The organism is Actinoallomurus sp. CA-150999 (assembly GCF_050942425.1).
In the GTDB taxonomy this organism is placed as follows: Bacteria; Actinomycetota; Actinomycetes; order Streptosporangiales; family Streptosporangiaceae; genus Actinoallomurus.
On record NZ_CP192063.1, the window covers coordinates 6,855,347 to 6,868,149 of the forward strand.

Here is a 12,803-nt window from a genome sequence, read left to right on the forward strand (position 1 = left end):
TGAAATGCCCGATATCGAACGATTTCGATGTCCATGCTGGAACAGGAGCTGGAGCATGACTCATACCGCCACGGACAGCGACGTCATCGTCGTGGGAGGCGGCCCATCGGGGCTCACCGTGGCGAGCGAACTGGCGCTCGCCGGGATCAGGGTGACCGTCCTGGAACGCCGCGTCCGGCCGGTCGAGTCCCGTGCGGGCACCATCCTGCCGCGCGTTCTGGAACTGCTCGACGCCCGCGGCCTCGCCGACCGCTTCATCGAACGCGCCCGCTCCATCAGGGAGAACCCGCTCATCCCCGTCCACATCTGGGCCGGGATGCAGCCGGTGCACTGGCACCACCTGAACTCCCGCTTCGGGTTCCGCCTGATCATGCCGCAGAACGTCACCGAGGAACTGCTCCTCGACCACGTCCGGGAGCAGGGCGTCACCGTCCGGCACGGGGTCCACGTCGACACGGTCGCGCAGGACGCGGATGGAGTACGCGTGACCGCCACCGCAGGCGGGGCCGACGGCGAGCAGGTCGAGCTGACCGCCCGGTACGTGGTCGGCGCCGACGGCGGCCGTTCCACCGTCCGACAGCAGGCCGGCATCGGCTTCGAAGGGCACGACGGCACTTTCACCGGCATCGTCGCCGACCTGCGCACCGAGAGCCTGGGCGGTTCGGCCTGGCGGGTGATGACCGACAACGAACACGGCTGGGTCACCTCCTTCCCGTTCGGACCGGACGGCGAGCGGCTCATCCGATGCAACATCGTGCACGCCGAGCGCCGGCACGCACCGCAGTCCGAGCCGGTGACCGAGGAGGAAGTGCGCCGTTGCCTGCGCGACATCCTGGAGCGCGAGGTCGCATTTGACGGGCTGCAGTGGGCCTCCCGCTTCTCCGACGCGCTGCGCCTGGCCACCGCGTTCCGGCGGGGTCGGATCCTGTTGGTCGGCGAATCGGCCCGCATCCACTACCCGGCCAGCGGCGTCGGCATGAACTTCTGCATCCAGGACGCCTTCAACCTCGGATGGAAACTCGCCGCCGTGATCAACGGGCACGCCGATGAGAGTCTGCTCGACACGTACGAGGAGGAACGCCGCCCGGTCACCGAGGAACTGCTGCGCAGCGTCCAGGCCCAATGCGCGGTGCAGTTCGACTTCACACCCGAGGGCGTCGCGTTCAAACGGATGTTCCAGGAGCACCTACTGCCGCTGCCCGATGTCAACAGCCGTCTCGCGCACGAACTGAACGGCCTCACGTTCCCGTACCCGTCGCCGCCTGGTAGCCATCCGCTGACCGGCCATCGCGCCCCGGACCTGGAACTCCTCACCCGCGACGGCATCCGGCGCGTCCACGAACTCCTGCGCGACCAGTGCTTCCTGCTCATCGACTGTAGGGGCGACGGCGCCTACGACGCCCTCGACACCGGTGGCCTTCCGCTGCGTACGGTCAGCGGCGCCGCCGTCATGACCCGGCCGGAACTCCGTGGCGTCCGGAGCCTGCTGATCCGGCCCGACGCCTATGTCACGTGGGCCGACGAGGAGCCGCCGCTGCCCGCGCGCGCCGACGACGAGATCAAGCGCTGGATCGGAGTGACCCGTTGAGCACCCTCATCACCGGCGGTCACCTGCTGTCCATGGACCCGGACATCGGCGACCTCCCGGTCGCCGACCTGCTGATCGAAGATGGCCGCATCCACGCCGTCGGGCCACACCTGCACGCCCCGGACGCCGAGGTCATCGACGCCTCCGGCATGATCGTCATGCCCGGGTTCACCGACACCCACCGGCACACCTGGCAGACCGCCGTCCGCCATGCCTACGCCGACATCGACCCGCTCCAGTACTTCGCCGAGATGCTCGGTCCGGTCGGCGCCGCCTACACCCCCGAGGACGTCCACGTCGGCACCCTCCTCGGTGCGCTGTCCGCCCTCGACTCCGGCATCACCACCCTGGTCGACTGGGCCCATGTCATGAACACCCCCGACCACGCCGACGCCGCCGTTCAGGCACTCGCCGAATCCGGTATCCGCGGCGTCTTCGCCCACGGCTGGCCCCTCGCTCCGGAGTGGACCCGCGACAGCGCCCTGCGCCACCCCGCCGACATCCGCCGGCTACGCGACCGCTGGTTCGCCTCCGACGAAGGGCTCCTGACCCTGGCCATGGCGGGCCGGGGCCCTGAGATGGCCCGCCCGCAGGTGTGGCTGGACGACCTGCGGCTGGCCCGCGATCTCGGCATCCGCACCACCGTGCACGTCGGCGCGTACGCCCACAACGCCGGGAATCGCGCGGTGGCCCGGATCGAAGAGGCGGGCGTGCTCGGCCCGGACCTGACTTTCGTGCACTGCTGCGGCTGCGACGACGACGAGATCGCCATGATGGCGGACGCCGGGGCGAGCGTCTCGCTCGGCGTGCACTGCGAACTTAACTCGACGGGCATGGGCGACATCCCCCTCGACCGGTTGCTGGCGGCGGGCATCCGGCCGAGCCTGAGCGGTGACACCGAGACCAAGTGCGCCGGTGACATGTTCACCCAGATGCGGCTGCTGCTGGCCTACTACCGCTCCTGGATCGGCGGTGGTCACTCCCGGCTTCCCGGCACCCCACCGAGCCTCGCCACCCGGGACGTGCTGGAATTCGCCACCCTGGCCGGAGCTCGCGCGGCCGGCCTCGGCGACCGGACCGGCTCGCTCACCCCTGGCAAGCAGGCCGACCTGATCCTGATCCGCACCACCGATCTCAACCTCGCACCCGTCACCGACCCCACCGCCGCCGTCGTACTGGCCGCGCACCCCGGCAACGTCGACACCGTGCTGGTCGGCGGCCAGACCGTCAAGCGCCACGGCAGGCTGCTGACCCCTGCCCTTCCCAGCGTCCTGGAGCAGGCCGAACGATCCCGACGCCGCGTCTCTGCCGTGATCGCCGCGCGTCGCGGACACTCAGCCGGATGACCGTCCGCCTGGTGGAGGGGTTGCGCTACACCGTGACCCCGGACGGCACCGCGCTCTCACTCGACCTGTATCTCCCTGTCCGGCCGCATCCGGTGCCCGTCGCCGTCTACCTGCATGGGGGCGGCTGGCTCACCGGCAGCCGCACCGACCACCGCGACCGCCTGACCGGACTCGCTCAGCACGGAGTCGCCGTGGCCTCCGCCGACTACCGCCTCGCGCACCAGGCACCCTTCCCCGCCCAGTTGGACGACGCCCGAGCCGCAGTCCGCTGGCTGCGCCGCGAAGGCCCGGCCCACCGCCTGGACATCCACCGGATCGGCGTCTGGGGCGCATCCGCCGGTGCTCATCTCGCCGCCCATCTCGCTCTCACTCCCGGATCGTCGACCTCGACCGTCCGCACCATGGTCGGCTACTTCGGCACCTACGACCTCACCTCGGCCGCCGCCCACCTGCGCCCGGCACCAGGGCTGCCGTTGCCCGACGAGATTCGCAACGCCGTCTGGCCCGCCGGAGTCCCCAGTCCTCCGAGTCCACGGCTGCGTCAGGCCCTACTGGCGGGGGTGCCCGAATCCGCCCTTACAGATGATCACCTGGCCCCGATCAGCCCCATCACTCACGTCCACCCGAACAGCCCGCCGATGCTGCTCCTCCACGGCACCCAGGACGCGGTCTCCACGCATGGCCAGAGCCTGCGGCTGGCCGAGGCGGTCCGTGCGGCGGGCGGCTCCGCCAAGACAGTGCTCATCGAGGGCGCCAACCACGAGGATCCGGCCTTCGACAGGCACACCACTCTGGCCACCGTCGCGCAGTTCTTCATCACCTGCCTATGCGTTTGACGTACCACATCTCCGATGCGGCATCCGGCCGCGGCCAGGCATGCGGTGATGGAGGATCACGGCGTCGCCGTCGATGATCCGGCCGATGCCGGGATGTACACCGGTGCCGCGGTGGCGGCGGCGACCTGCCGGCGAGTGACGCCCGGAGCCGTTTCGACCAGGAGAAGGCCACGGTCGGTGACGTCCAGGACGGCGAGGTCGGTGATGATGCGCTGGACGCAGGCCCTGCCGGTCAGCGGCATGGTGCACTCCGCGACGATCTTCGGGCTGCCGTCCTTGGCGGTGTGCTCCATGATGACGATGACACGCCGGGCACCGCGGACTAGGTCCATCGCACCGCCCATTCCCTTGATCATCTTGCCGGGGATCATCCAGTTGGCCAGGTCGCCGCGTGCGGAGACCTGCATGGCGCCGAGGATCGCGGTGTCGATGTGTCCGCCTCGGATCATCCCGAACGACAGAGCGGAGTCGAAGAACGAGGCGCCGGGCAGAGTCGTCACCGTCTCCTTGCCGGCGTTGATCAGATCCGGGTCCACGTCGTCATCGGAGGGATACGGGCCGGTTCCCAGGATGCCGTTCTCCGAATGCAGGACCACGTGCACGCCCTCGGGGACGAAGCCGGGTACGAGGGTGGGCAGCCCGATGCCGAGGTTGACGTAGTCTCCGTCGTTCAGTTCGGCTGCCGCACGTGCGGCCATCTCGCTTCGTGTCCAGGCCATCAGCCGGTCACCGTCCTCTTCTCGATGTGCTTGTCGGCTGCCTGCTGTGCGCTGAGCGGCACGACTCGCTGGACGAACACGCCGGGCAGGTGGATCTCGTCCGGGCTGAGGCTCCCGGGTTCGACCAGTTCCTCGACTTCGGCGATGGTCACGCGTCCGGCCATGGCGGCCAGGGGGTTGAAGTTTCGTGCGGACTTGTGGAAGGCGAGGTTGCCGTGCCGGTCGCCGCGTGCCGCCCGTACCAGCGCGAAGTCGCAAGTGATCGCTTCCTCCAGGACGAAGTCGCGGTCACCGAACGTACGGATCTCTTTCGCCGGTGAGGCGAGGGCGATGCTGCCGTCGGCGTGGTGGCGCCACGGGATGCCGCCCTCTGCGACCGGGGTGCCGACGCCGGCGGGCGTGTAGAAGGCGGGGATGCCGCAGCCTCCGGCGCGCAGGCGTTCGGCGAGGGTGCCTTGGGGCACGAGCTCTACTTCGAGTTCACCGGAGAGGTACTGGCGGGCGAACTCCTTGTTCTCACCCACGTAGGAGCCGGTGACACGGGCGATCCGGCCGGCGCTGAGGAGAATGCCGAGCCCGTGGTCGTCGGTTCCGCAGTTGTTCGACACCACCCGCAGCGAGCTCGCCCCTTGGGCGTACAGGGCGGAGATGAGTGCGGTCGGGATGCCGCACAAGCCGAATCCGCCGACAGCCAGGGAGGCGCCATCACTGACGTCGGCCACGGCGTCGGCCGCGGAAAGGGATGTCTTATCCATGGAAGTCCTAAATATCTTTTGCTGGGTCCACAGCGTCAGGGCCGTGCGGCACCGGCGATAGAACACAGGTCAGCCGCTGTCCGATGCCCTGGGCCCGAGGGCACAGAGCATGCCTCAAGCTCGGGTTGGCAAGGCTCTAGCTCGTCCCACTGTGGGTGCCGGTCATCAGGGCGGCGAGATCCTCCGGGGCGAGGAAGGAAGGTGGGGGCGGTGGGCCCCAATTGAACAGGCCTTTGGCACCTTCGAGGACCTCCGGTGTCCACAGCTGGTCGTCGACGATGTAATCCATATCGGAGTAGTACTCGCTGAAGTTGCCCGCCGGGTCCTTGAGGTACCAGAAGAAGTTCGAGCCGGCATGGTGGCGGCCCAGGCCCCAGATGTGCCGTTCGGGGTGGTCTTCGAGCATGGCGGCGGCCCCGCGGCCTACCTCGTCGATGTCGTCGACCTGCCAGGAAGAGTGGTGCAGGAACGTGACCGGGGCGGCCAGGACCAGGATGTTGTGGTGATCCGTGGAGCAACGCAGGAACGCTCCATGGTCCTTGATGTAGTCGGACGCCTTGAAGCCGAGACCGTCGCGGAAGAAGGCGGTGGTGGCGTCGAAGTCAGGGGTCCCGATGACGGCGTGACCGAGCTTGCGCGGCCGCACCCGACCGGTGCGCAGGACGCCAGGCGCACGGGAGCCGGTGCGCTCAGAACGGCCAGGACCGTTGTAAGCGGTGGCCGGCACGGACTCCTGGACCAGTCGAGGGGTCACCTCCAGCACGGCACGTACGGCGGTGGCCTGGTCGTAGGCGGTCAGCGTCGGCCCGTCGGTGTCACTGTCGACGCCGAGACGGCGCAGGCGGGAGGCGACCGCGGCCAGGTCATCGGGAGTGTCGGCGCCGACACGGACCTCGATGAGCCGCCGGACGGGCGCCGTCACGATACGGAGCTGGCGGCCGGCGTCACGGGTGGCGAACCAGCCGTCGCCTACGGGGGCGAGGCCGAAGTCGGTGTAGTAGGCGGTTGTCTCGGCGACGTTGGGGACCCCCACGGTGATGGAGGTCAGGCGGTGCAGTGCCATGGGGGCTCCTGTGTCCGTCGGGCCTTGGCCGGCTGCTCAAGCGACGAAGGTCTGGCGCAATTCGCCGATGCCTTCGATCGTGCTGACGAGCTCGTCCCCCGGAGCGAGCCAGCGTTGCGGGTCGCGTCCCATGCCCACACCGGCCGGGGTACCGGTGAAGATGACGTCTCCGGGGAGCAGCGGCAGCACTGCCGAAAGCCTGGCGATCAGGGTCGGCACGGAGAAGATCAGATCGCGCGTGTGCCCCTTCTGGACCTCTTCACCGTTGATCGCGCAACGCAGCTCAAGGTCGTCGGGATCGTCGAACTCCTCCGGCGTGACCAGCCATGGGCCGATGGGTGCGAAGCCGGGATACGACTTGCCCAGGCTGAACTGCGGTGCCGGGCCGGCCAGCTGCACGACACGCTCGGAGATGTCCTGCCCCACCGCCAGTCCGGCGACATGATGCCAGGCGTCGGCTTCCGCAACGTGCTCGGCACGGCGGCCGAGGACGGCCACCAGCTCGACCTCCCAGTCGGTATGACCATCGGCCGGCAGCGTCACCTGGGTGATGGGCCCGGTGATGCTGGTGGCGAACTTCGTAAAGACGGGCGGCAGTCCCTCGGGCGCCACGAAACCGGACTCGGCCGCGTGGTCCCGGTAGTTGAGTCCGATCGCAAGTGTCTGCCGGGGCGCCGGGGCGGGCGAGCCGAGCGCGATCGGCTCGAAGGCCTCCCCGGTCGGCAGGTCCGCACGTGCTGCCCAGGAACGGAACTCCTCCCACCGCTCGTAGACGGCTTGCGGTTCGGCCGAAAAGCGGCCGCCACTGGCCCGTTCGACATCGACGGCCCGGCCATCGCAGATCAGCACCAGGCGACCCGAGAGGTTGGCGATACGCACGGTATGACTCCCGAACTCAAGGGGCAGAAGGCAGGTGCGCGGGGGCCCACCGGCCGGCCGAACTTCGAACCGCCCGGCGGTGACAACCGGCTCTTGCCCGTCCGCCGATAATTCAGCATGATGATTACCCTGATGTTGGCCGACGTGATTCAGGGCGTCAAGAGGCCGGAGCGAAACGAGCATGATGAATATGTTGGGAGCGCCTTGACCGCCACACCCGAACGTTCCACGCACGTGAAGACCAGCACGTCGGCCTCCAGCGGCGAAATCCCCCAGCGGCGGAGCGGCTCTGTACCGACCGACTCCACCGTGTCTCGCGGCGGCCGCGGCGGCGAAAGCGCGGCTCGTTCCACGGCTTTGGGCCGCGCCGAACGAGCGGCGGAGCGGGTCGCCAAGCTCGTTGAGAGCGTGCCGCCCGGCTCACGTCTCGGCACGAAGGAAGAACTGCGGACGCTGTGTGACGTGTCCGTTGGCACGTTCAACGAGGCGCTGCGTCTGTTGCAGTCCCGCGGTCTGGTCACCGTCAAGCCGGGCCCCGGCGGGGGCCTGTTCAGTGCCGAGCAGTCTCCGATGGCCCGCCTCGGCAACGCCGTTCTGGCCTTGGACGCACAGCAGAACGATGTCGCCAACGCCGTACGCATTCGCGACGCTCTCGATCCGCTGCTGATCGAGGACGCTCTTTGGCACGCCTCGCCGGCCGACATCGCGGGGCTACGTGAGCACATCTCCGCCATGGAGTGGGCGGTCAGCGACGCCGACCCGGTCGGCTTCGTCCATGCCAACTGGCGCCTGCACGCAGCGATCGCCGCGATCAGCCCGAACGCCCTGCTCAGCTCGCTCTACACCAGTCTCCTCGACCTCATCGAGGAGCACACGCTGTCCGTGCTGCCTGCGAGTGATCAGCCCCTCGCCGAGTACATCGCTCAGCGACAGGAACTGCACCGTGCCCTCGTCGACGCCCTCGACCGACGCGACCGCGACGAAGCGCTGCGCCTGATCCACGAGCACAACACCAGCACCGCCGAACCCCACTGACCTTACGAGTCGAGCCGTTCCGGTCAGGGCGTACAGGTTGGCGGTTCGCCGCTCGCACCACATGGGAGCGCGTTGCATCCCGGTGCCGTAACCCCAACGACGCGGACGAGCAGACCGTGCAGCGTGGTGCGCTCCTCGGCGCTCAAGGTCTGCAGCACCTCGTCTTCGACCAGGCGAAGACGAGAGTTCGTGCGGGCCAGTTCGTCGGCACCCGCGCTGGACAGCTCGACGATGTGGCGACGGCGGTCCACTGGGTCGCGGCGGCGCGTGACCAGTCCGCGTTCCTCAAGCTCGTTGAGCAGTCCGACAACATTGCTGGGGTCCAGGCGCAGAGCCTCGCCGAGCGCCTGTTGCGAGGTGGGGCCGTGCTCGTCGAGCACCGTGAGCACGAGCAGCTGCCGGGGACGCAGAGAGTCTGGGATGCAGGTATCGACGACGCGCTGGCCGACGCGTGCCAGCTGGTTGATCAGCGGTAGAACCGGCTGGTCTGCGGTCGCCGCCGAATCTGCCACGGATCGTGAGTACCTCACCGACCACCGATGATCGGCACTGCACAAAGTGACCACATCCCAGGAGAAGTGCAGGACAACAGCCGGTTCGCCGAGCCGGTTCGGCAGTCGTACCGGCTCGGCGAACGGGCTGGAGTGTTAGGCCGGAGGCCCTGTCGCGGATGTGAGCGCCGCGCTCTGCCCGCTTCCCTGTGTTCTCGGCTACGCCTTATTCCGGCTTGGGCTCGTGGTTTTCCAGGAACTCCCCCGGCATCATCGGGCACCACACCGCCGGGGGTACTTCCCAGTCCTTGGCCTGCCAGTTCTCGCTGATCTGGTCGATATCGGCGAAGTATTCGATCCAGCTGCCCCACGGGTCGCGCATGTAGTGGAACAGATTGGAGCCCAGCGTGTGGCGGCCCAGTCCCCAGCCGATCCGGTGGCCCTTGTCGGCCATCACCTGCGCGCCGACCATCAGCTCATCGAGATTGTTGACCTCCCAGCTGGAGTGGTGCAGACCCGGGTGGCTGCTCTGGATGAAGCCGAACACGTGGTGATCGCCCGGCCCGGAGTTCATGAACACGGCCGTCCCCTTGATCCGGTCGGACAGCCGCAACCCGAGCGTGCGCTGGTAGAAGGCCGTCGAGCGGTCAACGTCGGAGGAAAAGATCAACATATGCCCCAACCGGCGGGGCCGTGGCGGCGTGTTCGCGGTCAGCCAGTGGGCCTCGTCGACTCGCTGATAGTCGCCGGGCAGATTCTGCTTCACCTGCTCCGGCTGCCGCGGCGAGGCCAAGTCCTGCTCGCGTACGTTCACCGCGTTGCCGTCGGGATCACGGAACCACAGGCCGTCGCCGAGGCCTCCCGGCGGCGCGTCCTGCAACACGATGTCCAGGCTCTCCAGGTGACGTTGCAGTTCGGCCAGCGAGCCAGGCGGTGCGGCGAAGGCCACGTGGTGCAGGCGCTTGTCCCGTCCCTCGACCAGCAGCGTCTGATCCTGGTCGCGACCGTCGCAGCGCACGACCAACTGGTCGGGGCGCTCGTCCACGGTCAGCCCGAAATCCGCGTAAAAGTCTCTCCCCTGTCCCAGGTTCGGTACTTGCAGCCCGTAGTGCATAAGGCCGCTGACGCGAAGGGCGTTTCCCTCCGTCCGGCCTGCCTCAAGGTCAAGATCGCTCACGGTTTCCTCCTCGGTGGTGACGGTTGTGGTAGTCACGCCGCGTCGGCCGACGATTCGACCGTCGCCCGTTGCAGGTACGTCCAGAGCCGGTCGAGCAGTGGCGGGGCGGCCGCCCGCCATGCGGCGATCTCATCGGCGGTGAGGGCTTTGCTCGTGCCGGCCTGTCGCGCCGCCAGATAGAGGCGGCAACTGGTGTCGAGCAGCCACATGCGCGCCACGGCATGACCGGGTGTTGTGCCGGTGGTGACAGCGCCGTTGCCGCGCAGCACGAGCGCGTCGGCCTGGCCAAGCGTACGCGCCGCCGTACGGGCGAGGTCGAGGGAGCGCATCAGGCGCGCGTCGTCGTGTACCGGGACTGCTTCGCCGAGCATGGCGCCCTGTCCGTGGACAGGTGGGATGCGAGAGGTGACGGCGCCGATGGCGAGCGCGGCTTCCGGCTGGGCGCGTGCGATCGCTGTGACGTCGGGGCGTGCCTGGTAGACCGCCAGATGCACCCACGCCTCGCCCGGCATTTCCGGTGGCAGCGTGGCCGTTCCCAGCGGGATCTGGAGGATCGTGTCCGTGGTCGCCAGCCTGAGGTCGATCGCGGGTGTGATCAGCATGTGATCGTCATGGCGTGCTGATACATGCCCGAACGCGGTCACCAGGCCGAGCGCCGCCATGGTATGCGCCGCGGTGACCAGGTCCGCGATCGCGGCCGTGCGGTCGGCCACCGCGTTCACCTCGTAACGTGTCATGACCGGCCGGGTCCGTCACCGCAGGCGACACCATGGGCGAACTGCCGACCGCGCGACACCGAATCCAGGTCCGCCCGGTCGCGCATCAAGGCCGTCACGTCGGGGTGGCGTGGGTTGTACCACCCTCCTCTCCCGGCGCCGGCGACACCGATGGGCGATCCCGATCCTCCGTCCCCGGCTCGGCAGGTCACCAGGCTCCACACGGACATCCGAACTCCCGACGTTCGACTGCTGATCCTCTGGACAGGGGCGATGCGCTGCGCACAGAGATGTGACGCCCAGATTGCATACAGTTTGCCGGGAAGTCAAGGGTTGACCTTCAGCGCCAAACTGCACACAGTTTGTGCTGTCGGCGTGAACGACACCGACGATGGAGACCGGTCACCAGGAGAAGCACATGGATAGCGAGTTCGACGGGAAGGTCGCTCTGATCACCGGCGCGGCGCGCGGAATCGGGCAGGCCAGCGCGCTGGCTTTCGCCGCCCGAGGCGCGTCGGTCGTCCTCTGCGATGTGCTCGACCTCGACGACACCGTCGCTCAAATCCAGGCAGTGGGGACCAAGGCGCTTCCGGTTCAGACGGACGTCGCGGACGCCACGTCCGTGCGAAACGCCGTCGATTCGGCGGTGGCGACGTTCGGCCGACTGGACTACGCCCACAACAACGCCGGAACCTTCGCCGTCGGCCCGCTGGCAGACCTCGACGATGCGGACTGGCACCGTGTCATCGGAGTGAACCTGACCGGGGTGTTCCTCTGTATGAAGTACGAGATCCCACACCTGATCGCGTCCGGTGGCGCCATCGTCAACACGGCGTCGGTCTGGTCTTTCCTCGGTACCGCCGGCCAGGCCGTCTATGCCGCCAGTAAGCACGGCGTGGCGGGACTCACCCGGACCGCCGCTGCGGACTATGGCCGGCAGGGCATCCGGATCAACGCCGTAGCGCCAGGACCGATCCGAACCGGGATGACCGCCGGCGTACCCGACGAGTTCATCGCACCGATCATCGCCCGCACCACGCTGAACCGCATCGGCGAGCCGGCCGAAATCGCGGAGACGGTCACCTGGCTCTGCTCCCCCGCGGCCTCCTACATCAACGGCGCGGTGCTGCCCGTCGACGGCGGATACCTCGCCACCTGAACCACACGCCATATCCGGTGGCCCGACCGTACCGATCGCACTCCGCTGCTCCCACCCGACACCGTGGAGAAAACAATGATCTTCAGTGAAATGAAACTGCCGGCGAACCCGCCTGGCCTGGCCCTGCTCACCCGAGACCAGATCTGGGAGGGCCTTGAGCAGAAAGCGCTCGACGCCGTGCCGTACGTGGCGGCCATCGCCGAGTGCCGCGAGATCGCCCGCCAGAGCGACACCGTCTTCGATCGCGAACTTCAGCTGGGCGGCGCCCGTTACGTCGAGCGCGTGTGGCTGGAGGCATCGAACCGGATCGTGTTCGCCAGGCTCGACGGGCCGGTGCTGGGCACCATCACCAACGAGATCCTGGAGGAGGGCGGCGAGTTGTCCCTGCGGTTCCAATTCGCCCTCGTCATCCGGCCTGGGGACACGCTCCCGGTCACCGAGCAGGAACTGTCCGCTCAGATGGTCTCGGCATACCAGGCCGCGGTCGAGTCGACCCTGGCCGCGGTTCGTACGCGGCTCGCGACCGCTGAGGCCACGCGATGAGCGCCCCGGAGACCGCGCACAGGGTCGAGGCTCCCCGCTGGCTGGTCGACTTCTATCGCAAGGTGGACGCACTCGAGGTCGAGGGCGTCCTCGCGGGTTTCGCGCCGGACGCGTCGATGCGTTTCGGCTCGACGGATCCGATGGTCGGGCACGACGCGATCCGAGCCGGCCTGAAGTGGATCTTCTCGAACTACCGGCGAATGCGTCACGACTTCCTGCATGTCTGGGCCTCCGGTGAAACGGTGCTTCTGGAGGCGACGGTGACCTATGAACTGCTGGACGGACGCGTGGTTCCCGTGCCGGCCCTGACCATCATCGAATACCGCGGTGATCTGGTCCACGACATGCGGATCTTCACCGACCCGACCCCGCTCCAGCCGGCGTAGGGCAATCGCGCGACGACACCTCCGCGCATCGTACGGAGCCGACAGCGACATCGCCGTGATCGGCGATTTGCATTTGGGGGACTGACGCGGGCTTAGCCCGTAACTGATCT

At 68.3% G+C, this 12,803-nt stretch carries 14 protein-coding genes; 7 read left to right on the forward strand and 7 right to left on the reverse strand.

Annotated elements, in window-relative coordinates:
* Positions 1-55: 55 nt before the first annotated feature.
* The 3 genes from ACQP2O_RS31755 to ACQP2O_RS31765 are packed head-to-tail and all read left to right on the forward strand — an operon-like array spanning position 56 to position 3,770.
* A complete protein-coding gene (locus tag ACQP2O_RS31755; RefSeq protein WP_433171453.1) occupies positions 56-1,588 on the forward strand; it encodes an FAD-dependent oxidoreductase in 1,533 nt (510 codons plus the stop codon).
* Positions 1,585-2,934 carry an amidohydrolase family protein gene (locus tag ACQP2O_RS31760; RefSeq protein ID WP_433171455.1) on the forward strand — a complete coding sequence of 450 codons (1,350 nt, stop codon included), beginning with the start codon at positions 1,585-1,587 and terminating at the stop codon, positions 2,932-2,934. Before ACQP2O_RS31755 ends, ACQP2O_RS31760 begins: the two co-directional genes overlap by 4 nt.
* Positions 2,931-3,770 (forward strand): alpha/beta hydrolase, encoded by an 840-nt coding sequence (locus ACQP2O_RS31765; RefSeq protein WP_433171457.1) that lies wholly within the window; start codon positions 2,931-2,933, stop codon positions 3,768-3,770. Before ACQP2O_RS31760 ends, ACQP2O_RS31765 begins: the two co-directional genes overlap by 4 nt.
* A 56-nt stretch (positions 3,771-3,826) precedes the next feature.
* Here ACQP2O_RS31765 and ACQP2O_RS31770 read toward each other — a convergent pair whose 3' ends face one another.
* The 4 genes from ACQP2O_RS31770 to ACQP2O_RS31785 all read right to left on the reverse strand — a co-directional run bounded on the left by ACQP2O_RS31770 (position 3,827) and on the right by ACQP2O_RS31785 (position 7,186).
* Entirely contained in the window at positions 3,827-4,489 is a 663-nt protein-coding gene (locus ACQP2O_RS31770; RefSeq protein WP_433171459.1) for a CoA transferase subunit B, read from the reverse strand.
* Complete coding sequence (locus ACQP2O_RS31775) at positions 4,489-5,244, reverse strand: CoA transferase subunit A (protein ID WP_433171461.1); 756 nt, start codon at positions 5,242-5,244, stop codon at positions 4,489-4,491. The genes ACQP2O_RS31770 and ACQP2O_RS31775 overlap by 1 nt, the downstream gene beginning before the upstream one ends.
* A 136-nt stretch (positions 5,245-5,380) precedes the next feature.
* Entirely contained in the window at positions 5,381-6,307 is a 927-nt protein-coding gene (locus ACQP2O_RS31780; RefSeq protein ID WP_433171463.1) for a VOC family protein, read from the reverse strand.
* Between the two features lie 36 nt (positions 6,308-6,343).
* The gene (locus ACQP2O_RS31785; protein ID WP_433171464.1) at positions 6,344-7,186 is read right to left on the reverse strand and encodes a fumarylacetoacetate hydrolase family protein; all 843 of its coding nucleotides are present in this window, start codon (positions 7,184-7,186) and stop codon (positions 6,344-6,346) included.
* A 309-nt stretch (positions 7,187-7,495) separates the two neighbouring features.
* Between ACQP2O_RS31785 and ACQP2O_RS31790 the strand changes: the two genes are divergently transcribed.
* Positions 7,496-8,221 carry a FadR/GntR family transcriptional regulator gene (locus ACQP2O_RS31790; RefSeq protein WP_433191225.1) on the forward strand — a complete coding sequence of 242 codons (726 nt, stop codon included), beginning with the start codon at positions 7,496-7,498 and terminating at the stop codon, positions 8,219-8,221.
* A gap of 23 nt (positions 8,222-8,244) precedes the next feature.
* Here the strand turns inward: ACQP2O_RS31790 and ACQP2O_RS31795 are convergent, their stop codons facing one another.
* From ACQP2O_RS31795 to ACQP2O_RS31805, 3 genes are all read right to left on the reverse strand, one after another.
* Positions 8,245-8,733 carry a MarR family winged helix-turn-helix transcriptional regulator gene (locus ACQP2O_RS31795; RefSeq protein WP_433171465.1) on the reverse strand — a complete coding sequence of 163 codons (489 nt, stop codon included), beginning with the start codon at positions 8,731-8,733 and terminating at the stop codon, positions 8,245-8,247.
* Positions 8,734-8,938: 205 nt separating this feature from the next.
* The gene (locus tag ACQP2O_RS31800; protein ID WP_433171467.1) at positions 8,939-9,889 is read right to left on the reverse strand and encodes a VOC family protein; all 951 of its coding nucleotides are present in this window, start codon (positions 9,887-9,889) and stop codon (positions 8,939-8,941) included.
* Between the two features lie 32 nt (positions 9,890-9,921).
* The gene (locus ACQP2O_RS31805; protein WP_433171469.1) at positions 9,922-10,602 is read right to left on the reverse strand and encodes a class II aldolase/adducin family protein; all 681 of its coding nucleotides are present in this window, start codon (positions 10,600-10,602) and stop codon (positions 9,922-9,924) included.
* A gap of 421 nt (positions 10,603-11,023) precedes the next feature.
* On the opposite strand from ACQP2O_RS31805, the gene ACQP2O_RS31810 reads away from it, so the two are divergent.
* The 3 genes from ACQP2O_RS31810 (at position 11,024) to ACQP2O_RS31820 (ending at position 12,693) form a co-directional block, all read left to right on the forward strand.
* On the forward strand, positions 11,024-11,764 hold the full coding sequence (locus tag ACQP2O_RS31810; RefSeq protein WP_433171471.1) for an SDR family NAD(P)-dependent oxidoreductase: 741 nt from the start codon (positions 11,024-11,026) through the stop codon (positions 11,762-11,764).
* A 75-nt stretch (positions 11,765-11,839) separates the two neighbouring features.
* Entirely contained in the window at positions 11,840-12,307 is a 468-nt protein-coding gene (locus ACQP2O_RS31815) for an SRPBCC family protein (RefSeq protein ID WP_433171473.1), read from the forward strand.
* Positions 12,304-12,693 (forward strand): nuclear transport factor 2 family protein, encoded by a 390-nt coding sequence (locus tag ACQP2O_RS31820; RefSeq protein ID WP_433171474.1) that lies wholly within the window; start codon positions 12,304-12,306, stop codon positions 12,691-12,693. Before ACQP2O_RS31815 ends, ACQP2O_RS31820 begins: the two co-directional genes overlap by 4 nt.
* Positions 12,694-12,803: the final 110 nt, after the last annotated feature.